15 protein-coding genes and 1 tRNA gene are annotated in these 24,799 nt (G+C 57.3%); 6 read left to right on the plus strand and 10 right to left on the minus strand.

Annotated elements, in window-relative coordinates:
• Nucleotides 1–33: 33 nt before the first annotated feature.
• Complete coding sequence (locus Mal65_RS10825; RefSeq protein WP_145297111.1) at nt 34–1,206, plus strand: glycosyltransferase; 1,173 nt, start codon at nt 34–36, stop codon at nt 1,204–1,206.
• On the opposite strand, the gene Mal65_RS10830 is transcribed toward Mal65_RS10825, so the two are convergent.
• From Mal65_RS10830 to Mal65_RS10860, 7 genes are all read right to left on the minus strand, one after another.
• Complete coding sequence (locus Mal65_RS10830; RefSeq protein ID WP_165701197.1) at nt 1,170–2,342, minus strand: glycosyltransferase family 4 protein; 1,173 nt, start codon at nt 2,340–2,342, stop codon at nt 1,170–1,172. The genes Mal65_RS10825 and Mal65_RS10830 overlap by 37 nt on opposite strands.
• An 18-nt stretch (nt 2,343–2,360) precedes the next feature.
• A complete protein-coding gene (locus Mal65_RS10835; protein ID WP_145297118.1) occupies nt 2,361–3,278 on the minus strand; it encodes a sulfotransferase family protein in 918 nt (305 codons plus the stop codon).
• A 4-nt stretch (nt 3,279–3,282) separates the two neighbouring features.
• Nucleotides 3,283–4,713, minus strand: a complete 1,431-nt coding sequence (locus Mal65_RS10840) for a lipopolysaccharide biosynthesis protein (protein ID WP_145297121.1) — start codon at nt 4,711–4,713, stop codon at nt 3,283–3,285.
• Between the two features lie 45 nt (nt 4,714–4,758).
• Nucleotides 4,759–6,189: an O-antigen polysaccharide polymerase Wzy gene (gene wzy, locus Mal65_RS10845; protein WP_145297124.1), complete on the minus strand. Its 1,431-nt coding sequence runs from the start codon at nt 6,187–6,189 to the stop codon at nt 4,759–4,761.
• Between the two features lie 715 nt (nt 6,190–6,904).
• Nucleotides 6,905–7,756: a PEP-CTERM sorting domain-containing protein gene (locus Mal65_RS10850; RefSeq protein WP_165701198.1), complete on the minus strand. Its 852-nt coding sequence runs from the start codon at nt 7,754–7,756 to the stop codon at nt 6,905–6,907.
• Between the two features lie 420 nt (nt 7,757–8,176).
• Nucleotides 8,177–8,250 (minus strand) — tRNA-Arg (locus Mal65_RS10855).
• Nucleotides 8,251–8,465: 215 nt separating this feature from the next.
• On the minus strand, nt 8,466–9,182 hold the full coding sequence (locus tag Mal65_RS10860; RefSeq protein WP_145297130.1) for an N-formylglutamate amidohydrolase: 717 nt from the start codon (nt 9,180–9,182) through the stop codon (nt 8,466–8,468).
• Nucleotides 9,183–9,550: 368 nt separating this feature from the next.
• On the opposite strand from Mal65_RS10860, the gene Mal65_RS10865 reads away from it, so the two are divergent.
• Nucleotides 9,551–11,596, plus strand: coding sequence for an SH3 domain-containing protein (locus tag Mal65_RS10865; protein WP_145297133.1), 2,046 nt, complete (start codon nt 9,551–9,553; stop codon nt 11,594–11,596).
• Nucleotides 11,597–12,487: 891 nt separating this feature from the next.
• Here the strand turns inward: Mal65_RS10865 and Mal65_RS10870 are convergent.
• A complete protein-coding gene (locus Mal65_RS10870; protein ID WP_145297136.1) occupies nt 12,488–13,570 on the minus strand; it encodes a hypothetical protein in 1,083 nt (360 codons plus the stop codon).
• 284 nt (nt 13,571–13,854) lie between these two features.
• Here Mal65_RS10870 and Mal65_RS10875 point away from each other — a divergent pair, with 284 nt between their 5' ends.
• The 4 genes from Mal65_RS10875 (at nt 13,855) to Mal65_RS10890 (ending at nt 21,308) form a co-directional block, all read left to right on the plus strand.
• Nucleotides 13,855–16,623, plus strand: coding sequence for a PSD1 and planctomycete cytochrome C domain-containing protein (locus Mal65_RS10875; protein ID WP_196784754.1), 2,769 nt, complete (start codon nt 13,855–13,857; stop codon nt 16,621–16,623).
• A gap of 236 nt (nt 16,624–16,859) precedes the next feature.
• On the plus strand, nt 16,860–18,959 hold the full coding sequence (locus Mal65_RS10880; protein ID WP_145297139.1) for a M28 family peptidase: 2,100 nt from the start codon (nt 16,860–16,862) through the stop codon (nt 18,957–18,959).
• Between the two features lie 252 nt (nt 18,960–19,211).
• A complete protein-coding gene (locus Mal65_RS10885) occupies nt 19,212–20,225 on the plus strand; it encodes a DUF1573 domain-containing protein (protein ID WP_165701199.1) in 1,014 nt (337 codons plus the stop codon).
• Nucleotides 20,226–20,312: 87 nt separating this feature from the next.
• Nucleotides 20,313–21,308: a hypothetical protein gene (locus Mal65_RS10890; protein WP_145297145.1), complete on the plus strand. Its 996-nt coding sequence runs from the start codon at nt 20,313–20,315 to the stop codon at nt 21,306–21,308.
• Between the two features lie 344 nt (nt 21,309–21,652).
• Here Mal65_RS10890 and Mal65_RS10895 read toward each other — a convergent pair whose 3' ends face one another.
• Nucleotides 21,653–23,002 carry an ATPase, T2SS/T4P/T4SS family gene (locus Mal65_RS10895; RefSeq protein ID WP_145297148.1) on the minus strand — a complete coding sequence of 450 codons (1,350 nt, stop codon included), beginning with the start codon at nt 23,000–23,002 and terminating at the stop codon, nt 21,653–21,655.
• Between the two features lie 152 nt (nt 23,003–23,154).
• Nucleotides 23,155–24,363, minus strand: a complete 1,209-nt coding sequence (locus Mal65_RS10900) for a type IV pilus twitching motility protein PilT (protein WP_145304839.1) — start codon at nt 24,361–24,363, stop codon at nt 23,155–23,157.
• Between the last annotated feature and the right edge of the window lie 436 nt (nt 24,364–24,799).

Below are 24,799 nucleotides of genomic sequence, written 5' to 3' on the forward strand. Positions count from 1 at the left end.
TTACCCAAGTTCTCATTCTTGATCAGACCAGACATGAACGAATTTGACGTTGTGCATGTGACACAACCGACGACTGAGGGGGTTGCGAACGTCGTATTGTCGATCGCCAATCGTCAGGCCAACTCAGGAAAGCAGGTTGGTGTTGTTTCGCCGGCGAATCATGATTTCTGGGGTCGACTATCGCCAAAGGTCGCAACCATCCAGTGGGATGCGTCCCGGGATCTGGGGTTGAACCTGCTTGCAGAGTATCGCTCCTATCGTCGAGTTACTGCAAAGCTGAAAGCTAAGACAGCACATCTGCACTCTTCCAAGGCGGGTTTGATCGGTCGCATTGCTCCCGCGTTCGCTGACAATGTGGTTTTCCAGCCTCACGGTTGGTCATTTGAGGCAACCAGACAGCCTTTGACTTCATTGGTTCGTGGGTGGGAACGCTACGCTACATCCCGGCGGTCGCATCGTATTGTGTGTGTGAGTTCGGGCGAAAAATTAGCTGATAATCGGATTGCTTTGTCCCAAAACGTTGACGTTGTTCCAAATTCAATCGATATTCGACGTTGGGATCAGCAGCAAGATTTTTCTCGGGCTGTTGCTTGCGAGCGTCTCGGGCTGGAATCCGATCATTTGCATGTGGTTACGATCGGGCGTGTTGCCGAACAGAAGGGGCCTGATCTGCTGTTGAAAGTTTGGCCTGAAATCGCGGATCTATTTCCCAACGCGAGGGCTCATTGGCTGGGTGATGGCCCGATGTTGGATCGATGCCGGGGGTTGGCAAGCGAACAAAGCGGTATCGCATTTCATGGGCCCACAAAAGATGCCGCTTGTTGGCTGCGCACCGCCGATGTTGTCGTTATGCCAAGTCGCTGGGAGGGGCATAGCCTAGCATTGTTGGAAGCAATGGCTTCGTCAGTCCCGGTGATCGCTTTTGATGTGGCTGGTTTTCGTGAAACCTTAGACGGTGGTGCCGGAATCGTCGTGCCCGCTGGTGATGTTGACGCAATGAAAAAAGCTCTCGCGTCCATGCTAGCTTCGACTCCATCTAAAAGAGAATCAATGGGGAAATTCGGTCGCGAAGTGATCGAGTGTCGCTATTGTTTAGAACATCAGGTGCGGCTACTTGAACGGGTCTATTCCCTAGAGCAGATTGACAGTGTTTCGCCGATGAAAATCGGTTATGCAATGACGGATTCAACGACGTCAGCAAACTGATCTTCTGCATCGCTCCAAGAAAAATGCTCCATTAGGAATTTCCGCCCTCGTCGTCCGACTTCCTTCAAGCGTTCTTCGGGGAGAGTCAGGATTTTTTCAAGCTGTTTGCTCAGGTCGTCAATGCACTCGCTCTTGAACCCAAATCCATCCTCGTTCACCGTAAACCTATGATCGAATCCGGAGCAATCGGATTGAAGGGTGGGGACGCCAATCGCCCAAGCTTCCATGCAAGATAGCGTCGGGCACCCGCCCTCCCAACGCGACGCTTGGATGAATAAATCGCAGCCGGCAAGAAATTGGGATGGATCTTTTTGAAATCCAACAAAGTGGACCTGGGATTCAAGACCAATGGTGCGGATCAAATTCTCAAGTCGGCTTCGATAGGCTCGCCCACCGGCGCCCTCGTCGCCCACAAGGATGATCGCGAGATCGTCATGATGATGTTGCTCGGCTCTTATTTTGGCAATCGCCTGGACCAAGACGTCTAGTCCCTTCTGCGGGTGAATACGTCCCACGCAACCAATCGTAAACGTGGAATCGCCGATGCCAAGGTTCCCGATGGCATTATGAGATTGAGATCTGTCAACAGATTGAAATTGGCCAAAATCAAAGCCGTTCTGAACGGTCACGATTCGTTGGTCAGCGACACGGCACTTGGCACGCAGGTGATCTCTGACAAAGTCGCTGACTGCGATGACGTGAGTGGCGTTCCAATTGATTGACTCCAGGTAGACTCGACTCTTCAATCTGCCGACTATGCTTTGGCCTGGAAAACGAAGCGGATTCTGCGCCACTGCGATGGCCGGTGTCTTAGAGATCCCCGCCGCAATCATGACCGGTGGCGTATCGCGAAGTTGTGATGAAATAACGATGTCCGGCCGCAGTTCATTCAGTAAACTCCGGACGAGCATCACACCTCGACCGATTCCATTGTCAAACAAACCAGGCTGATTTGAAACCGCAATGCCTGATCGGGCCATCTCAGATTCGAGGGACCCTGATTCACACGCAGCTTCTTCACCCACCACCACGGTGACCTGATGGCCGCGCGAGGCCAATGCCGCGGCATGACGGCAGACCACTTTGGGAGCACCATAGGGACGCGAGTTTTTAAGTGTGAAAACAATCTTCGACACGTCAGTACTCAATGCGTCCTATTTCCAATGGGCGAGATCGCGAGACAACATTACTTCCAGTTTTTCCACGTCCGTGCGAAAAATGTCACGCAGGTGCGTTGCAAATTCTTCTCTCAATGGCGCTCGCGCCTCCTTCTTCGCCATCATACCAGCAAGCATATCTTTTTTGTTGCCGGGAAGCGATGCATACCAATGACGCACTCGTTTCATCGCCGGTTCTAGCCACTTGGGGGGTGTTTGGTAGAGTCGGCCGATGGCGTGCGACCGGTAGGTTCGAGCCGGATTGACCCTTGGGAACTCAGATCGACCATCATCGGTCAATCCAAGAAACTCCAGCGTCTGTTGATAGACTGCTCCGGTGTCCTTCTTCAAATCATCAAAAAACAACAGCAGTCGTTGGGACTCGGGAACCAACGTATGTAACCGCTCGATCTGGGGCGAAAATGTGGCGACGTCTTGGTATTGCAGTTGGTGACGCATGACACACTTGTCGGGTATGCGAATTCCCGACGCTCGGTCGGACTGCAACCCCCAGGCTTTCTCAAAATCAAGTTCGTCTTCAAAGTAATGACGAACCAGTTCACCATGCATGCCATAAGCAACATCAACCGGGTCACGTAGCATCGCGATGAATTTTGCGTCCGGATTAAACGCTAGGATGTTTTCTATGGCATTGTGCGACTGAAGGTAATTCACAGAGCCCTCACCAATCGCCTTGTGTAACGCTGGATCCGAGTCTTCAAAAAAGCGAAGGTAGCTTTCCAGTGTGTAAACACCGTGACGCTCTCGAGCGTACTGGTGGTCTTCCGACCAGTAAAAAAGCTCTTTGGGTCGAGAAAAGAAAACCTGTGGGTGTTCCGACAAGTAAAAGGCAAGTGCGGATGTGCCGGATTTGGGAGCCCCGACGATGAAAAAATTGGGCTTGGCCGTATCCATTGAGTCACTTCTTGTCGCGTGAACGCAGGCCCCGGAATAGTTGATGTGGGCGGATCAGGTAGGTCGGGTCGATCAGTGTCAGAATGCCGACGCGCTGGTGGCAGGCCCAGCAGGAAATAGCATTCGCGCCCGCCACAAGCATACTCAAAAGTGTGGCAAGTCCAATCGGTCCGAAGAAAGTTGCACACAATGGGCCGGCAAGCACCAGTAACAGTAATCCTATGGCCGATATGCTCAGTGCGACCCGTTCGTTTCCGGTCAGCGATAGCACCAATCCGCAAGCCCCGGTTGATACCAACACCCATTGGCCGGCAGCAAGAATTCCAAGAATCGTTGCTGCGCCGTCATAGCCGGGGCCAAAGACAACGCGCAAGCAGAATGTTGGGGCGACGATCGCAGCGATAGTAACAATCCCCGCGAACCCACCGACAATTGTCGCGCCGGCTCGAAGGACTCTCTCAAGCTGTACCTTGCTGCCCTTGCGGAGGGATGCTGAAACCAGTCCACCGGCCGTCATGTTCAATACGGCAAGCGGCATGCTGACCAGCGTGGTCCACCGCCGCGCAGCGACGTAGGGTGTGACATCACTTGGATCCAAAAATGGAACCAAAAAAATGTCGCCTTGGGACGAAAGAAAATTTAGTAGCAAGGTGGCGCCTATCGGTGCCGCAATTGCGATTAGCTCAGGTCGATCTAAGCTGGTTGATTCTGTATCGTTTCCATCATCGCCGTTTTTGCCGAAGTTTGGCTCACAAGGCAGTTTGGCGGGCCACGGTTCCGTTAAGTCGTCAACTGGTGATAGACGCACGAGTCCGGCGATTAACGATCCGCCAAGAATGGTGCTCAAGCAGTAGCCTGAGACATAAAGCCAAACGGCGGACGCCCAGCCGATTGGTTCCGAGAACTGTGATATCACCAACAGCCCCATCGCGACGGCACCGCACGCCAGAGGTGCCCCCCGCTGATTGCCAAGCAGGGCGCTGTAGCCGGGCTTTTGCCAGCCTCGCAGCAGCTCAGAAAACGCTTGGGTGAAACCGACGGCAGAGGCTCCCAGTGCCATCTGCGCGGCTGCGGATGCAACACTGTCGAGCCCAGAGAACAAGTGTTTGGATAGCCATAGGCCGAGCACGCCAATCAATGCAGCAATCAACAGATCGGCGACAACCAGCACCGTCAAAATACGGGTGGTGATCGTTTGCTGTGCCGCCAGTCGATGGCGTTCGCTGGAATCCGAGCCCAGGAATCGCATTCCGACGACCCCCAGTCCCGCAGAGCATGCCATTCCAGCACCGGCCACGAAGGTGCAGAAAATCGAAAAATTTGCAAATCCAGACGGCTCTAACACGCGAGCCGCGACCACGGTCATTGCGATCCCTGATCCGATTGCCAGCAGCCTTCCCAGCACTGCTGCAATAGCGTGACGTTTGACGAGCATGGTTTGGGTCGACTCGCGTTGAAGGATAGATTTGGAGCGAGCAGACTAGTCGACCGATGGTATCGTTGTTCGAAGGCGTTTCCGTGGGACCAGAATTCGCCATGCGATGAAAGCAACGATCAAAAACCACCAATAGTGTGCATACTCATATAATCCCGAAAGCGGGGCTCGGACCGTCCAAAATGCACCGGCCGCAAGAAGGACTTTCAGTGTGAAAAGCCATGTCTTTTGGGTCGGTACTTCAGCAAAAATCAGAATCGACGACACAAGTAATCCATAGGCGACCAATGCCAAGTAGCCCAATGGAAATCCAAAATTGACGTATGCTTCAGCAATTGGGCTTGCTCCCATTGCGAAATTTCTAGCTTCGGCGCTTGGAATGGTGTCTATCGCAATGTTTCGTGGAAACTCAGGAGCAGGTGCATCGAAGCCTGCTAGTTTTGCAACCTTCCCATCGATCGGTGGGGGAAATATAGCGCAAAGTGATTGGGCATAGGTGGATCCCCAACTGCGGCGATTTTCGGGGTAGGCTTTTTGCATGCGGGCGTGCATTGACGCCGTCTGGGTGAATACTACCACGGGTTGCAAAATGCGGCGTGTAGCACTGTCTTGTACTCGGTCTGGAGTCCGCATGAAACCGATACCGACGAACAGAGCGACGAAGACTGGTACCGCTATCGCAACAGATTTCTTAAATAATTGAGGGCGATACGCAGCCACCGTGCAGGCGAGCATGACTGCGATTCCAAACAACGCATTTCGTTTGCCGATCTTAAACACAAAGTAGGCAACAGCAGGGAAGCTTATGAGGATGGCCGAAATAATCCAAAAGCTGAAGCGTTCGAGAAATGACCGTCTCAGAAAATAGGCCCAGCAAACTCCCATCAGTTTGACACAGACACCGGCCAAAGAAGCTACTGCCAACGTACCTTCGTCGGAGTAGAGTTCCTCAATCCCCTGAGGGCTAGCTCGCTTAGTGAAAACCATAGCAAGTGACGCAAGTCCAATGCACATGACAGCAAAAAGCGGCAACAAATCGTCGGTGGATGACGAGAACCGTTCGGGACCTGACGACTGAAAACTAGACGCAACCACTGCTCCAAAACAAATGGCGGTGTATCCGATGGCGCAATAGTATCCAGCATTGACTAGCATCCGTTCCGAATAGATTTCTCCCGCTCGCACATCATCTGGGAAGATGGCGACGAACAATAGCGGTGTGAAATACCAAATCCAAAGGCTGGCTAGATAGCTCAACAGCAATAGTCTGCCAACTGAGAACTTTGCACGAATGAACGTAAACGCAGTCGCACCGCTCAAAAGAGAACCAAGTGAAGCGGCAAAGCATGCAGTTGCGATAGAAAGCTGACGCTGTTGGACAGCCCAAATCAATCCGCCGACAATGAGCAGAAGAAAGAGGGGGGCAACAACGCTGTCAGTGCCAAATCGGATAACGGTTCTTGACTGCCTTGCCATACTTGTATCCGATCGGACTATTCATTCTGGGGAACGTTAAGCGAACTTGGTAGCGGAAACTTTGGACGCAGCGGATGGAAGGTGCGTACTAGAAATTTGGCCGGGTCCGGTTCGAGAAGACGTTGTGGACTCCGCACTGAGACAAGTGGATTTGTCTTCAGCACTCATTGGTAGGTATCTGCTCATTACTGACTGACAAGAATACAGTTGGCCTACAGTATACTCGGCAATTGTGGGAAATTAAGTGTCTGGCGTAAGTCCCTTTCGCTTCGTGGAAAATGAAGGCGTGGCAATTCCAGGGGGTACGGTTGATCCGATTTTTGCGATCTTGCATTTCGCGCAATGACGGTTGAAAGGTGCGATCTGCCACCGATAGTCTTGAATGCGGGTCAACTAGGGCAACTGATGTGAGAGTGTTTTTGGCCATGGGGGGTTGGAGAAGGATGTTCGGCGGTGTGAACCATTACCGCGCGGCCTGTGATTTTTGGGCGCTGTCCGTGCAAAAAGCGATTAGGTAACGCAAGATGCTCCGCCTCAGTCCCGTTGGGATGGGTTGCTGAAGCAAGCGTTTCACGGGGCCTAGGTGTTTAGCGGCCAGCCGACGGATTGTCGTGCTTTCTCGGCAGCGGTGCGCTGGAAAATGGGGATTTTTCCCTCAAACGCCGGCGGGTCGCGGGGCCGGCGGCGTTTTGGATTTGCGGGTAGCGTCGGGTGATTAGACGGAGGGTGAGCCCGTTTGCTTCCGTTTGCGGCAGATCCGGGCGGCACCGGTGAGCCCAAGGGCGGTGAGGGCCAGAATGCTGGAGGGCTCCGGTACGGCGGCCGCATTGAGCTGGCTGGTGCCCAGCTTGAAATCGCCAACCGCGATTCGCTCGGTGTGGCCGAACCCGGTGGCATCGTCTTCGCCGACGAAGAATGCTGCGTAGCCGATCGCTTCGTCCGCACCGAAGCCGATGAAGTTGGTGACGCCATCGCCGTAGTCGGGCGCCGGCCAATCGAAGGAGACCTCTCCGATCTTGGTTCCATCGGCCCGGTAGGCGGCAACCACATTCGACCAAGCATTGCCGCCTTCGAAGTCACCGGCTTGGAGACTGAATGACAATACGTCCGTGGGCGATGCCGTGAAATCAAACAACGCAACGGTATTGGCGGAACTGGACGCCGTGGCATCCGTGTCGTATCCCCATGCGGGGATCGACGCGCCGCCTTGGTCCGTCGTTCCTGCCTCGTAGATAAAACTACTGCCGCTTGTATCAATGTCGCTGATCAAGTTCGCACCTGTCGCGACCGGTGCGGTTCCACCCAGGCTGGTGTCGAAAACACCTTCGCGAAAGGTGAATGAGTACTCCAGCCCGTTGATGAAGATTCCGCTGGAGGTTTGGCTGGAGAGCCCTGACACATCCGAGCCGCCATGAAGGTCTGCACCGACGGTTCCAAAGTTGTTGGAATCCGCGAGATCGGCGGTAAAGGCGGCTTCGTCTTGAAAGATGACCACCGCCGCGGGGGCGGATCCGGTCACCAGCAGTAACATTGCCAGCACGACGCCGGTGTAGTGTTGCAGTCGCATCTTTGTTGTTTCCCGTTGCATGAGTATCGAAACTTTCGCCAAGCCAAGTTCTTTGAACGTTGTGCGCTTGGCTCTCACAACACGCGGGAAACAGTAAATCCTTTTCCGAAATGTTTGAGGCTTATTGGATGAGCGTTTGATGAAGCGACCGAGTGATGGCGCGTCGAATCGACGTCAATGCGACCTAACGGCCGTAGCGGTGAAGAGAAGGCAGCGTATGCGCGCACTGATGGATGCACCGGAGTGGGTGGCGAGGTCCGGGATACCAAAGAGACACCCACCGGTGGGGCGCAAGCGGAAGGCTTTTGCTTCGATCGCCCAAACGCCGAACGGACGTAAAGATTCGCCGGAGGCTGATGCGCGACGACCGGCGAAATGAGAAGCCAGTGTCAGATGGCGGAGAGGCCGCCGGAGAGGGAGTACACCCCACAGGATTCGAACCTGTAACCTTCGGTTCCGTAGACCGATGCTCTATCCAGTTGAGCTAGGGGTGCGTCGGGTTCACTGAACGAAAAGGCCGCCGTGGGGCGGGACTTTCATGTCGTTCGTGTGAAGTGGCAGATTCTAGCGTCCGTGTCGGCGATGACAAGGCCAAGATGCGGGTTCGGTGAAGATCGGAAGCGGCCGCTGGGTGGACGGTTTTTCGGCCAGCTTCGCCGATTCCGTCACGCGGTCTCGCTGGGTTTGTCAGGCAGCTTCGCTGGGTTTGTCAGGCGGCTTCGCTGGGGAGACTTTGCAGCATGTATTCCAGCGATTCGGCCAGTCCGGCCAGGACTTCGTCGCGGATTTTCACCGGTCGGGCCACCCAGGCGCGGTTCAACTGGACTTCGATTCCCAGATAGCCTCGCGACGCATATTTGGCTCGCATCGCCTTGGTCAGGCTGTCGTTGCTGCCGCGGCGAGGATAGTTCCGGCGGACTCGGACGTTCGGCATCGATTCGTACAGGTCGTCGATCCAGTCCAGGCAAAAATGCACCTCGGCGGGCTGGCCGGTGTCGTAGCCCAGGCCAACGTCGCCGCGTCGAATCTGGTCGCCCAATCGCGATTCGAACGTGCGGATCGAAAGATGGATGCAGGGACGACCGGTCCGCAGCATTGATTCGATTCGCTGGGCCACCTGTTGGCGGTAGGGAACAAACGCGAGGTCGATCAGCCGTTGGCGGGCCGCGGCGGGCAACCGCTTGGACTGCGGTGAGAACAGGCGGCGGTGATGTTGGGACACCGAGACGTCGATCCAGTCCGGCGAATGCGGGCTGGACAATAGCGGCACGTGCAACAGCCGGCTGAGCGATGCGGCGGCGTACCAAGCATGAGCGTCACCGGAAGCGACCGAATCACCCAGTTGCCGCCACTGGGGATCGTCGTTCCAGGGTTCCGGTATCAGCACGCGATCCCCACCGGTTTCGCAGCTGATCAATACAGACATTTGCCGTTGCGGTTTCGTTCAGGTCGGAGGAAGGCCGGGCCGATCGCGTCGACGCACCAACGGGTGCAGCCGGGGTTCACCCGTGTTTTCAGCACTCGTTTATAGGAGACCGCTGGGGACGGAGTAAATGGGAAACCGCCATTGGTGTGGGCTTGGGCAAAATGGGGTGCCTGCTGGCCGGTGGATGATCCGGGAAATGCCGGCTGTATCGGTCGCCCGAATATCAAATCGATCTTGTGAAACGTTCTGTGGTCGGCTATTCCCGCCTGAGGTACCCGAATCTTCGTTCCCGCGGCGAACCGCTTGGTGCTGGCATGATGCCGGGCGGGCGGTGAAATGTCCCGCGTGGAATTCTGGAGTCGCGCAAGATGCTAAATCCGACGTCACACTTTGCTTTCGAACGTTCCAAGCCAATCCGATGCTGTGGCCGAGCGGTTGGTTTCGCCGCCCGTGCGGTTGCGATGGTTGTCAGCATGGCGATCGGCGGCATGGCGATGACCGGCGTTGCCCATGCCGAAGAGGCGGTGGTGCCGGCGATCGATGCGGAACCGTACACCGTCTATGTCGCTCATGATTCGGCGTTCACGCGATGTGGACCCGATGGAAAGTTGTATCGGACGGAGCGTTTGCGGCACGGGCAAGCCTTGGACGTCTACTTGGAAACGGACGACGGATGGCTGGGCGTGCGTCCGCCGGAAGACAGTTTCAGCTGGATTCAAGCCGACGACGTGGACATCGAACCCAACGGCAAAGCGGCCACCGTTCGGCAAGATCGCAGCGTCGTCTGGATCGGGACTCAACTGGGACGAGCCCGCCAGTATCGCTGGCAAGTTCAATTGGCCGAAGGCGAACGTGTCACCATTCTCGGTCGCAGCGAACGCGAGGGTCCCGATGGGCCGACCGATTGGTTGCGAATCGTTCCGCCCTCTGGCGAGTTCCGTTGGGTGCACCGTGATCAAGTCGCCATGTCGGCGGAAGAGTTGATCGCTCAGGTCCAGCAGAATCAAATGGATGCACCGGAGTCCTGCTGCGGTGAAGATTTGGTCGCCGGCGAGGCGCAGAGTCTGAGCCAGTCGGCCGATTCACAAACGATTGCTCAAGTCAGCGGCGGTGCAAAGTCGCCGTCGTATGCACAGGCTCCTGATCTGGTGCCGCTTCAAAACCCACAAGATTCGCATCGACGCATCGCCGCGGCATCCACCGAACAAGACGATCGGCTGACACCGATTCAAGCCCAACCGGAGCTTCGTTCTCCGTCGGCCGGTCAAGAATCCTTCGGTACGTTCGACGCACCTTTGGCGGACGCCGAGTTGGTGGACCGGGTGATCGGGTCTGGCGTTGATACGAGTCGGATCGATGCATCGGCTGGGGCGGTGAACACAGGCCAGCGCGGGCAACCGGGGCAGTCGGCTTTCGGCGAATCACCTTCGGACCGACAGGTTTCCAATTCATTCCATACAGCGCCGGGGTTGTCGACCGCTCGAATTACCAGTGATCCGCGATTGGTGGATACGGGGTCGGCTCAGGCGGCACCGTCGGCCGACCAGATCGCCAGTGACGCGAACTGGATCGGCGCTTCGCGATCATCCACGACTTCGCCGATTCAAACGGTTGGTGGAATCCAGCCGTTGAAGGCTCAAGTGTTGGGTGACGTCGTTCCCGCGGCGGGATGGCAGACCGGGCGGATGACCGATGCGTTGTCCAAGGCCGCCGATGGTTTCCGCGGGACACCGACCAGAGGCCGGCAAGTGGACGCGGCACGCATCGCACAGATTGAAGGCGAAGCGGTCACCGCCGACATCGCGCGTTTGCAGTTGGTGTTCGCACGTTTGATCGCGGATTCTGCGACGTCGGTGGAAGTGGAGCCGATTCTGCGTGCGGCACAGCGGATTGCGGATCAGTCCGGTGACCACTTGGTGGCACGTCGTGCGTCGGTTTTGGTCGAACGAGCGGAACAATACATTCGAATTGCCGATCGTCGTGACGGTGGATCGATGGTGACCGGCCACGTGCCGGTCGGGCAACCGTTGTCGGCCGCACCGATGACGGCGACGATTCGACCGGTTGGCAATTTTCAGCCTGTTTCCGAACCGTCGGTTGCACCGGAGCAGGTTGGCGTGTCTCGCCAAGCGGACGAAGTGCCCGGGGCTGATCCAGCGGACGTGCCTTCAGATTTGGGCGCCGAATGGGTCAGCGGAAAGTTGGTCCAGGTGTATTCGGCTCGTGCCAATCACCCACCATTCGCGGTGCAAGACAACACGGGCAAGACGTTGGCGTATGCGACGCCCAGTCCCGGATACAACCTGCGTCGTTATTTGAACCAAGAGATTCGCGTGACGGGCAATCACGGTTATCTGTCGGGATTGCGGACTCCGCACGTGTTGGTGACGCGTGCGGTACGCGTGATGCGGTAGGCACGCCAAACCGGTTCACAAAGTCGCCTTTCGCTCCGCCGAAAGTAGCGTGTTGGAGGGTGAAGGCGGTGCTGGGCTGAATGTGTAGGCGTCGGGCTGCGTTGCTGAAATAGCGAAAACCGCGGCTAGCGCCGTGCGGCTCATAAAGTCGCCTTTCGCTCCGCCGAAAGATGCGTGGGGGGAGGGTGAAGGCGGTGCTGGGCTGGTTGTGTAGGCGTCGGGCTGCGTTGCTGAAACAACGGAACCCGCGACTAGCGCCTTGCGGCTCACAAAGTCGCCTTTCGCTCCGCCGAAAGATGCGTGGGGGGAGGGTGAAGGCGGTGCTGGGCTGAATGTGTAGGCGTCGGGCTGGGGTGCTGGAACAACGGAACCCGCGGCTAGCGCCTTGCGGCTGACAAAGTCGCCTTTCGCTCCGCCGAAAGATGCGTGTTGGAGGGTGAAGGTAGCGTGCTGGAAGAGCCCTCCCCGGAATCTCGTTCCTCGATTCCGACCCTCCCGCGGTGCGGGAGGGTGAAGGGCCGAATGCGCAGGCGTCGGGCTGGGGTGCTGAAACAGCGGAAACCCGCGGCTAGCGCCGTGCGGCTCATAGAGTCGCCTTTCGCTCCCGCGAAAGATGCGAGTTGGAGAGTGAAGGTGATGCTGGGCTGGTTGTGTAGGCGTCGGGCTGGGGTGCTGAAACAGCGGAACCCGCGGCTAGCGCCGTGCGGCTCATAAAGTCGCCTTTCGCTCCGCCGAAAGATGCGTACGGGAGGGTGAAGGGCCGATTGCGCAGGCGTCGGGCTGGGGTGCTGAAACAGCGGAACCCGCGGCTAGCGCCTCGCGGCTCACAAAGTCGCCTTTCGCTCCGCCGAAAGTAGCGGAGCGGGAGGGTGATGACTGATCGTCGCGAGCTCAGCTTTTCAGCAGGACCGCCAGGGCATTGAGGTACCGCTGTAGATCGTCTGATTCGATTTCCGTCCATCCGGCGGACTTGTGTCGCAAGATCGCCAGCTTCAGCATCTCCACGGCGTCATTCAAGTCGTCGGGCAACTTGGGAAGGTTGGCAAATGGTTGCACCGGAGCTTGAGGTCCACCGTCGCCGGATTCGTCTTCGGCCGTGATCGCCGTGCCGCCTTCGCCTTCGCGGCCACCGCCGAGCGACATCAGTTCGTCGGCGTCGCCAAAGTCGGGGGCTTCGGACAAGGGACCGGACGTTCCGGGGCCGTCGTCGTCATCGTAGGTGCGTTCGCTGCCGCCACCCTGTGCGGGCAACACGACGTCCTCGTCCAAGTCGACTTCGACGATTTGGCTGGACGTCGGACGCTGCGAATCGACCGCACCGTGTGCTTGCCAGCGTTTTTCACGCATCCCCGACACGCTCCACGATTCCTTCGACGCACCTTCCAACCACATCGGTGCGTCGTCCCAATCCAGGGCCGCCAGGAAGTGGCTCCAGTACACGCCTTCGTAGGTTTCGTAGGTCGACCCGAAACGTTCGAACACGCGACGCAACCGGCCGACGTGCGGTGACGTTACGCCGCCGACGCGACGCACCCACGCTTCGTCACTGTACTGAGTCGCCGGGGCACCGTTGTCGATCAACGCTTGACGCCACTGGCTGATGATGCGGCCTTTTTCCCAATTGGTTTGGCTGATCAAGCCGTTCCAGCGTCCGACGAACGGTTCGGCCATGGCGACCATCTGTGGATCGTCCAGGTCGGTCGATTCATCGTCGTCGACGTCAAAGGGCGGCGTGATTTCCGCCGGCGTGATGTCGGATTCAAAAGCCTGCCGTGCCGCGACGACTTCGTCACGGTCTTGGGGCGTCAAATCGGACGTGTCGGCGGCATCGTCTTGGGCGGCAACCGGTGCGTCGTCGGCTTGGTGTGCGTCTGTCGATTCGGCATCCACTTCGGCGGTCACGCCGGATTCGTCAACGTCGTCATAGATCTCGTCGGTGGAAGAAACAGGCCTTTCGGTATCGTCAAAACTCATCGGCATCCGTCGCGGCGAATTGTTGGGGTGAAGGTTCGATCAAGACGTTACCGGATCGATGTCGTTTCGCGGAGTCGTCACGACCGCAAAGCGGCCAAACGTCGTCCTGGGACGGTCGGTTGGTGACAACGGCGGAAAGTTTGCGGTGTGGATAAGTCGTGTACACTGGCATGCAGCGGTCCGGCCGCCCGGCAAACCAACCCATGGGGTGCCGGCGGATGCGACCGCCCCCACCTTTGCCTGCCCCCCCGCATTGATCATTCCCGCCCAAGAGAGTTGCCGCGATGCCGCGTGTCGATGTCGATCCGTCATGGATGTTGCGCCGACCCAGACGTCTGTGGGGGCTGTGTTTGCCGACGATGCTGGCTTGTTTGGCATTCGGCGGAACCATCGCGGCGCTGGCGGACCCGCCTGAACCACCGCCGCGTGAAACGCCGAATCGTGACGCGGTTGACTTTTTCGAATCCTCCATCCGCCCGCTGCTGATCGACCACTGCTACGACTGTCATTCCGTGGAAGCCGACGCGGCGGAAGGCGAATTGCGAGTCGACGACGGGGCCGCGCTGCTGTCGGGTGGCAGCCGTGGGGCCGCGGTGGTTCCCGGCAAGCCGGATCAAAGTCTGATCGTTCGCGCGATCGAATATCAAGACACGTCGATGCAGATGCCGCCGGACGGAAAGCTGGACGCGGAATCGATCGAAGCGATCCGGACTTGGATCCGCAGCGGCGCCGTCGACCCACGACAAAGTGTTATCGATGAATCGATGGAGGACACCGAACAGACGTCACCGATCGATCGCGACCCGTCGACGCATTGGGCGTTTGTTCCACCCCGACGCATTCATGCCGATCGCTGGCAATCAATCGATACGGATGACTTGCCACACGAGCCGAGCGATCCGTTGGATGTCGTCGCCATGGATGCGGCGGTCCGCCATGGCGCAGAGCCCAACGATCTGGCGGACCGCGAAACGCTGATTCGAAGGCTGTACTTTGACTTGGTCGGCACGCCGCCGGACGTCGACCAGATTGCACGATTCGTTTCCGACGAAAGGCCGGACGCGTACCAGCGGTTGGTCGATCGGCTGATCGCCGCACCCGATTTCGGCGAACGCTTTGCCCGGCATTGGATGGACGTCGCACGATATGCCGACACGATCGGTTACGGTTTGGCGGGCCGCGATCGACGCTTGCACGGCAGCGAACGTTATCGCGATTGGCTGACCCGAGCGTTTGCCACCGACATGCCTTACGACGAAATGCTGATGCATCAATTGGCGGGCGATCGGACGGACCCCGGCAATGAATCGGGCAATTTGGATGCGATGGGATTTCTGACGATCGGTCGACGGTTTTTGAACCGGCATGACGTGATCGACGATCGGATCGATGTCGTGACGCGGGGGCTGATGGGGCTGACCGTGACCTGCGCACGGTGTCATGATCACAAGTTTGATCCGATCCCGATGGCGGATTACTACAGCCTGTACGGTGTGTTTCAAAGCAGCCGCGAAGTCGACGAAAAACATGCCAGCCCGTTGGCGATGGTCGATGTGGACAAGCCACGTGACGCGGCGATCTTTTTACGAGGCCAACCGGGAAATCGAGGCGACGTGGCACCGCGTCGATTCTTGACCAGTCTGCGTCGCGACGACGAACCACGATTCAATGACGGCAGTGGACGATTGGAATTGGCCCGGCGGATCGCCGATCCAGACAATCCGTTGACCGCGCGGGTGATGGTCAATCGGGTTTGGGGGCATTTGATGGGCCGTCACTTGATCGACAGTCCCAGTGATTTCGGGTTCCGAACATCGCCGCCGGCAATTCCAGAACTGTTGGATGATTTGGCGGCCGAGTTTGCCGTGGACTGGAGCGTTCAACGACTGGTACGTCGCATCGTGACAACACGTTTGTATCGTCAGTCCAGCGCTGTGGACGAAGAATCATTCAGCGCCGATCCGGACAACCAGTACTTTGCGCGCGCGATTCGTCGCCGCCGCGATTTTGAATCGTTGCGAGATTCCGCGTTGTGTGCCGCCGGCGTCTTGGACCGACAAGTCGGTGGGCCACCGGTGGACATCACCGCATCGACGGTGACGCCGCGCAAGACGATCTATGCAATGATCGATCGCCAGAACTTGCCATCGCTGTTTCGCACGTTCGATTCGGCCAGCCCTGATGCGCACACGCCACGACGTTACTTCACCACGGTGCCACAGCAGGCACTGTTCTTGATCAACCACCGGCAAAGTGTCTCTTTGTCACAATCCTTGGCTGCTCGGGTGCGAGCATCTGTGCGCCAGGATTCCAGTGGGGTCGATTCCGACGATCCGGCGGTGCTGGCTGGTCACATGGTTCGATTGGTCTATGGACGTGAGCCCACGGACCAGGAAACACTATGGCTGACAAAATTTTTGAGTGATGGCGCGATGTCGTTTCAGCAGCCGGCGGATCCACGCACCTTGTGGACTTATGGAACCGGGCGGATCGGCGATGGCGGCGTGGAGGAATTTTCGCCGCTGGGTGTGTTCCAGAACGACCGTTGGCAGGCGGAGACCACTTTTCCAAGTCCGGGGCGGTTGGGGCACGCGTTCTTGGCATCGGAAAACGGCCATCCCGGACCCGGCGAACGTGGCGCGGTGGTGCGACGCTGGACGGTGCCTCGTGACGGGGTGGTGAAAGTCACCGGGATGATCGGGCACCGCAATCGCGAAGGCGACGGCGTGGTGGCGGCGATCTTTGCCGGTGGTCGTCGTTTGTTCCGCGGTACCCAGAAGAGCAACAATCGGCCACTGGGGCCGTTGACGTCGAAGGTGCGTCGGGGTGACGTCTTGGACTTTGCCGCCGGGGCCGGGCCGACCGGAAACCACGACAGTTTTTTCTGGCGTATCAACATCACGTTGACCGCTGACGACGGGGAAGTCATCGAAGCGGATTCGCGACGTGATTTCAGCAGACCACTGGATACCAGCGGACCGGCCAAGCTGGATCGTTTGGAACAACTGGCCCAGGTGTTGTGGATCAGCAACGAGTTTGCGTTTGTGGACTAGTCCGGGAAACTGTTACGTGTCCTTAATGCGGTTTTTTTTCGCCGCGGATCGGATTTTTCACCGACACGGCCTCCCCGAATGTTTCCGTTGCCCGCCCCTCCATCAGACCGGTCGCGGAATTTTCCGGCGTCGTGATAATGCGTGTTCGAGGGCCGATCGGCCTCGTCGTGCCGCGTGACCTTCCGGTCTCGCCGCGTTGATCGAATCGTTCTTTTCACAGCTATGGGAATATCGTCGTGTCGGCGTATCAACGGAGGATTGTCGCGCTGGCGGCGACACTGGGGCTGGTTATCACGGCCGGTGCCACCCGATCGGAAACCCCCTCGCCGCCTCCCGCCGCGTGGAAGGAGGCTTTGCGACGCGATGTGCAAACGCTGGCCGGTGACGCGATGCGTGGCCGCGGCGTTGGTACCCCCGAGATCGACACAGCGGCCAAATACATCGCCGATCGTTTCGACGCGGCCGGTTTGCGGACCGACTGGTTCGACGGGACCCCGTTCCAAGAGTTGTCCGTGCGATTGGAAACACGGACCAAGTCGCCGCAGACCAACCACGTGACGTTTCGTGTCGGCGATGATCCCGCACAGACGCTTCGGTTGGACGAAGCGATGCGTCCGCTATCGATCGGTTGCCGCAGTTGTGAGGTCAAGGGTTTGCCGTTGGTCTTTGTCGGCTATGGAATCAACGCTCCTGAATACGGGTACAACGACTACGCCGGTGTCGACGTTCGCGACAAAGTCGTGCTGATTTTGCGCAAAGAACCCGGTGGCAAAGAAGCGGTGCGTTTGTTCGAAGGGCCACGCAATTCTCGGCACGCCTATTTTCAGACAAAGATTGACTTGGCGATCCGACGTGGTGCCGCGGGAATCTTGATTGTCAACGATCCCGACAGTATCGAAGACGGCGTTGATCGATCGGTGCGTCGGTTGAATGCCGAACGAGAACGCCAACAAGAACTGAAACGCCAGTTGCGAACGTTGTCCGAACAAGCAGAAGCGACTCGACAACAATTGCAGATCAGTCTGGAAACATGTGAAGCAAGCCTGGTTCGTTTGGACAGCGAAGTGACGCAGGCGGCGCGGGGGTTGCTGCGAATCGGCGAAGCGGGGGAATCGGAGGACAAGGCGTCGACGATCCCGGTCATCAGTATCGCTCGAGACGTCGCCGATGATTGGATCGTCAAAACGACCGCTCGGTCCATCGAGGAAGTCCAAAGCCACATCGACCAGACATACCAGCCGGTCAGCTTCGAATTGCCCGACACCAAAGTCGATCTGTCGGTCCAACTGACCGACGGTGAAGCGGTCACCAAGAATGTGATCGGGGTCATCGAAGGCAAAGGTGAATTGGCCGACCAGACGATCATCTTGGGCGCCCATTACGATCACGTCGGGATGGGCGGCTATGGATCGCTGGCTCCGGAAACCATTGCGGTGCACAACGGCGCCGATGACAACGCCAGCGGCACAGCGGCGATGCTAAGCGTGGCCACGCGATTGAACCAAGCGTTGGCGGATTCGACCCGCCATCGTCGCGTCGTGTTTATCGCGTTTACCGGTGAGGAGCGCGGTTTGTTGGGCAGCAAGCACTATGTCCGCCAGTCGCGGTTCCCGTTAAGCGACACCGTGGCCATGATCAACATGGACATGATCGGTCGCCTGCGGGACAACGAGTTGACGGTCTATGGACTGGGAACCTCGGCGGATTTCAAGCCCATGATGCGGCGGCTGAATCGTGACGGTGCGATCGTGGGTGGGCAACAAGTCGCTGCACCGGAGTTTGATTTGTACGAAGTCGATACCGGTTACGGCCCCAGTGACCATGCCAGCTTTTACGAAGCGGGCGTTCCCGTTTTGTTTTTCTTTACCGGGCTTCATGACGACTATCATCGTCCGGGTGATGATTTCGAAAAACTGAATCTGTTCGGGATGTCTCGCATTTGCGATTTGACGTTGGCGACGGTTGCCGAACTGGCGACAACGCCGCAGCGGCCCAGCTACGCCGATACCGAGCGTCAAAGTGGTGGAGTTCGGCGTCAGTTGACCGTTCGATTGGGCGTAACGGTCAAACCGGGGCCGGTCGTGGTGGACGCGTCAGGCCAGCCGACCAGTTGGAGCGAACGATTGCAATTGACCGACGTCAAGGCAGGCGGGGCAGCGGCGTTGGGCGGGCTGAGGGTGGGCGATCGATTGCTGAAGATCGACGACCATGAGATTCGGCAATTGGACGATTTGTACGAACAATTGCGTCAACAATCACCCGGCGACATCGTGCCGATCGATGTGCTGCGTGGTGGCATCGTCACCCGCGTCGATGTTCGCATGCAGCCCCGTTAAGGGGCCATTAAAAATGGTGCTTGCACGGCAAAAATGCTTGCCCCCCCCCCGGGATCGAGTACAACGGGTCCCTGCCAGTCAGAGAACTCGCTGAGGGGGGTAAATGCGGTGACGAGAGAATTCTTTTCCGGAATGACGGAATGTCGGGCCGTTGGCATCAGGGTGATTCTTGTTTTTGCTGTCTCGGTCGTCTTTTGCATTGGAAACTCGCGGACCGTTCATGGAGCGGAAACGCGATCCCCGATTCCTGTCGTGCTTCGAGAAACTCAGCCCAATCTCTTCGAAGCGAAAGTGAATCTGGACGGAATTGAAATCAATTCGAATCGTTCGGTTGTCTTGAAACTGAGTAATCCTGACGGCAACTCGCCAATCACCTTGTCCAAGCCTGTGGCGTCTTGCGGATGCCTGCAGGTCGCTGTGTCGGACACTCGACTGCCGGCAGGAGGAGAAATTGAGATTGTTTTGAAAGTTGCGGTCGATCGCAACCAAAAGGCACCGATCTGGCGGCAAACAGTCTCTTTTGATTCTAAAAAACCAGGCGATTCCATCGTCAAGCTTGAAATCGTTAGCCGCGTCAACGGGTTATTGCGTTTTGAGGATGACCGTTTTCTCGTTCAACTTTATGAACACTCTGTCGATGATAGTGATCCGAAGTTGCTTGAAAGGCGTTTCGCATTCTATGCGACGGAACCGATTCAGAATGATAAGCTTCAACTGATACAAGATCAAAGCGATCCCGCGGTAAGCGTTTCCATTGACCCATTGGATACGGAACGTGGAGAATTGGTATTGAGGATTGATGAAGCGCACATGGGTGACGAGGGCGTCAAGCTTTCTTATCAGCTTCGGGATCCAGAGTCTGAGCAAACGGCGAGCCTGTCCGGTGTGGTGGTCCGACGGAGTGCCCTCTCGATCGTTCCGTCAATCCTTCGTATCGTCCGCAACGAGGATGGAAAACTCGACGCGCACGTTATTGTTTTAAACCATGCAGCGGACCGGCAATCCCATGATAAAGGCGATCCCAAAGAGGCATCTCCTATTGCGATCGAGGCGTCGTTGGCGGGACGGAAATTGCGGACCAGGGTGACTCAGGCAGGCAAGGGGTTTGCGCGAGTGGGGATTCGGATTCCCGAAGAACTGATTTCCCAGTTCAACGAATCTTCAACACCGCAGATGAGCATCCAGGTCGATTGGGGCGATCGACGAATGGCGACGAAACGCACATTGCTGCCCGTTTCAACGTTTCAATCCGTGCTTGCTGAATGAACATCGGCATAGATCATGGCCTGTGCTTGATCATCGATGAACTAGGGGAATGTTTGGGTTGTGTTTGGTGACGATGCGTCGGGAATCATGACTTCCACCAGCGGTAGAAGAAATATGCGTCTGCTAGTTTTTCTCGGTTGTTTTATTGCCCTGCCCACCTCCTGCGACGGGCAGTCCTTCGAGACTTTGACGTCCGAAGAATCGCAGACGCTGGCCAGTTCATTGTTGACAGGTCTGCTGGGCAACAATCGGGCCATCGAGAATTTTGATGTTTCCATTTCGCATGAGCACAACTCCTTCGGCTTGAACGGAGTCGGAGCTCATATGGAAGTGCGGGCTCGGTTGCTTCGTGACGGCGTGGAAGGGAAGCAATTGGGCGTCTGGTTGACGCGTATCGATCGACGCTCTGATGATGAACAGATCGATACAAATCGATCTGTTCGTGCCTTGATGGCGTCTGGCCAGAACAATTATTTCGTTGCTTTGCGTGGGAAAGTCGCAGAGGTCGGGCGAGAAACCTGGCAGAGAATGCTACCGCGGTTCCAGTGGCCGAACTTTGAAAGTCTCTCGCTTCGCAGGTTCCCCGATTCCAACCCGGGTTCCGCGGGCGGCATTGAATACTGGGACGCCGCGATAGCCTCTGGGGCTACACTGTCGGCGCAGCACTTACAGAGCGGTGACATTCAGGTTGACCACGCCACACCGTTGGAGACAGGAGGCGATATTTTGTATCGGTGGGTTTTTTCACCGCAAACAATGATGCCGAAGTCCGTTGTGATTCGAATCCGCTACGAGGAAGACGACAACTTCTTTGTCTCGCAGCGAACGGTTTTTCAATGGCAGAAGATTGGTGCCGTCTATGTTCCGACGCAGATCACGCGGAGCGAACGGCAAAAAGAAACCGATTCATCCGGTAAGGAGTGGCCTTATGAGGTGACCGACGATTTCGAATTTCGTTGGAACACTTTGAATGAATCGATCGAGAGTTTCGAGTTCACCAAGAAGGCGTTATTGGAGTTGAAACCCGATGAATTTGTCGTTCAGTCGGCAACGCAGGGCTTGGCTGCACCGGAAGAAGATTGACTGGGCGCAAAAGGTTGTCGCGGGTCGCTTTGGTCGCGTCCCAAGGTCAATGGCTATCGCAGACCAGGCCGACGATGCATCACACGTAGGGGCATGCTAGGCACTGTTTATCAAGTGGTAACCCGAAGCGTCAGCGAGGGGCCGAAGTTATTCATTCATCAAGAATCCCTCGCTGACGCGTCGGGTTACCGTTTTCATTGGCCTTCGTCTTGAATTGATAAACAGTGCCTAACGCATTTTGGCGTAGGCAACGTCAAGAAGCATTGTCCGATCTTGCTCCGCGAAAGATAAAACTTAACGCTGCAATCGCGGAGCGACTGGCGGCGTTAACGGCCCCGCGGCGGCTAAGCTTTCTTAGCAAAGGCGCGTTTCAGTTCGTCCAGGCCGGTCAGGCCACGGGCGACGGTCAGCACCGCTTCGGCTTGGATGTTCTTGTGGCCTTCGGCTTTCGCCACCGCATACAGCTTGGCGATGTCGCGGGTCTTGGTGAACGCGTCGCGCAGTTTCGGTCCCGGTTGCAAGTATTCGAACACCGCGATGCGTCCGAAGTAGCCGCGACCGTTGCACACGTGGCAGGGTTCGATCGGTGCCGGTCGGCCTTTTTCGTCGACCTGTTGTTCGATCGGTGGCGGAACGAACGGTTGGTAAAGCAACGCCACGCGGCCGGCGGGAATTCCCAGTTGAGCCAACAGTTTCGGCGGCGGTTCGAAACCGACTTTGCAGTTTTCGCACAGGCGTCGGATCAGCTTTTGGCTGGTCACGCCACGCAAGTGCTTCAGGATTTCGGCGGTCTGTTCCGGATACTTGGCCAGCAATCGAACGACGGCTTCGATCGCGTTGCCGGCGACCATGCGAGTGATCAGTTGCTTTTCGGCTTTCTCGCACTGTGCCAGCGTCTTTTCCAACGACTCTGGTTGCGGCAATTCGGGGAACAGCAAGACATCGGGTTCACGAAGGATCAGCCGGCTGAGCAGACTGGTTTCCGTTTCCCCGGTGTCACCGCCGTAGAAGTTGGCCGAGACGTTGATGATTTCCGGTTCCGGCTTTTCTTTGTCTTCCAAAGCTTGGAAGTCACGGACGAACTTGTCCGCTTCGTTCAGCGCGACCCACCACGTCGTGGTCAGGCCTTCGGATTTGGGTGCACTGACGACCATCATCGAACTGGATGAATTCAGTCCTTCCTTGAAGGCTTCGATCATCTTGTCGCGCATGCCCAGGTCGGCCAGTTTTTCAAACGGCATCTTTTTGGGTGCGACAACGACCAGGACGCGTTCGCCGGTTTTGACACCTTGGGAACGTACGCTGATGTCGAATTTTTCCTTGTTCGCCTTGAGGTCGCATTCGCCCTTTTGTGCACTGCGGCGGTCGGCCGGGTTCATGTAGCAAAGCTGTTTCAAGGCGTACAGCATTGCATCGCCGGTTTCGCGATCCAGCGGCGGCATGGATTCCCAGGCCCCGTCGATCTGGTAGCGGATCGCACAGGCGGTTTGCGAGAAGTCCAACAGCACTTGGCTGGCACGATTGGCGATCGCGTGTGCGATTTGTCCGGCGATGACTTCGAAACCGGCGCCCTGTCTTGCAGCGACCAGGGTGGCTTGGGAATCACTGGACGACGGACCACGGGGCGAAAATTCGACCGGCCGGACGGTTTGCCAGGGCTGCAGTTCTTCCTGCTTGACGGATTTTCGTGCCATGCGGGGTTGGATCGCGAGAAGATGGTCAAAGAGATGGTGATGGCGGCAAGGACGCCTAGATTAATTCAACGGCCCGGGGCTGACTGCCCCCGAAGGCCGGAATGTCGCGGGGCCGCAGTTGGGCGGCTGCCGCAAAAACGGAACGATCGGAATCAGATGATCCCCGGCGCTTTGACGTCGATGCCCTTGAGTGCCATTTTCAGCGAATCTTTGTTCGGCGCGACGGCAAAGGCGGTGGGACGATCAATCAATTCGTCGTCGATCAATTGCTTCAACGACATCGTGAAGTCCTGCATGCCGTCTTCGGCACCGATCCGGATGGCATCGGGCAGTTTGTTGTCGTGGCCTTCCAAGACCAATTTCCGAATCATCGGGGTGAACGTCATGACTTCGCACGTCGGCACCCGCGAGACCCCCGGCTTGATGCTGCGCAGCAGTTTCTGTGCGACGATGCCTTTCATGTTGAACGCGATCGCGCTGCGGATGGCGTTGTGCATTTCTTCGGGGAACAAGTCCAAGATCCGGCCGATGGTGGTCGACGCACTGGATGCGTGAATCGTTCCGAACACCAAGTGACCGGTTTCGGCGGCGTGGATGGCCGTCATGAAGGTTTCTTCATCCCGCAGTTCCCCGACCAGGATGATGTCGGGGTCTTCCCGCACCGCGTGCTTCATGCCGACGCCAAAGTCGACGACGTCTTGCCCGATTTCACGCTGGTTAATCAGCGATTTGTCTTCGGTAAAGATGAATTCGATCGGGTCTTCCAGCGTCAGAATGTGCTTGCGATAGATGCTGTTGATGTAGTTCAGCATCGAACCGATGGTCGTCGACTTGCCGCTGCCCGTCACACCGGCCAGCAAGATCATGCCTTGTTCAAAGTGGCACAGACTTTCAATCGAATCGGGCAAGAACAGGCCGCGGAAATCGGGGATGAAGTTATTGATCCGCCGGGCGACCAAACCGATGTTGCCCAGGGATTTCAGCATGTTCACCCGGAAACGCCAATTCACGCCGTCGACCTGACACAGGTACGCAAAGTCGGCGCCGCCTTCTTCTTCGAAGATCTTCAAATTCCGATGGTCCATCATCGGGATCAACAACCGCACCATTTCTTCCGCTTCGATGGGCGGGCGGTTCAGCGGTTTCAGTTCACCGCCGACACGCACCATCGGTGGCTGGCCGACTTTCAGGTGCAAGTCGGAACCTTCCAGTTTGACCAGGGCGCGAAAGATCTTGTCGACCTCCAGTTCCTCACGGTCCTTCAACAGACTTTCGGTCAGCCGAGCCGCAATCGCTTCGGCCGAATTGTCATCGAAGTGGGGTCCGTGGTGATCAGCCTTTTGGGAGGATTGGTGTGACATCGATTCCCCGATGGATCGCAGGATGAGGTTGGTGGTGGATGTGGTTGGCGTCGACGACAGTTCCGAAAGCCCGGCGGTTGCGGAGAGTCGCATCCCCCCGGCGATCGACACGCCGTCAAGCGAGGGTGTCGTCGAATCGGCCCCTTGGATCGCCAGGCGACGTGCCGCATGGGTGATTTTGAGCGGTCCGGCGGGACATTCATCCCACCACGAAGGCTGCCAAGGGTGTAAGAGGAGCACTTGTCAGTCTAAGCGGTTTCACGTCGACGACAAATCGTATCGACCGGTTCGTCTGGCAAAACCGGTCGAGCCGCGACAGGTTTTGACGCCACCACCGCCGGGACGCCGCGACAAATTGGCTGCCGTTAAGCGCCGATCGGTGTATTCGTTACCGCCATTAGGACCTGATCTTTCGTACCATTTCGCCGTTTCCCCT

The organism is Crateriforma conspicua (assembly GCF_007752935.1).
Taxonomy (GTDB): Bacteria; Planctomycetota; Planctomycetia; order Pirellulales; family Pirellulaceae; genus Crateriforma; species Crateriforma conspicua.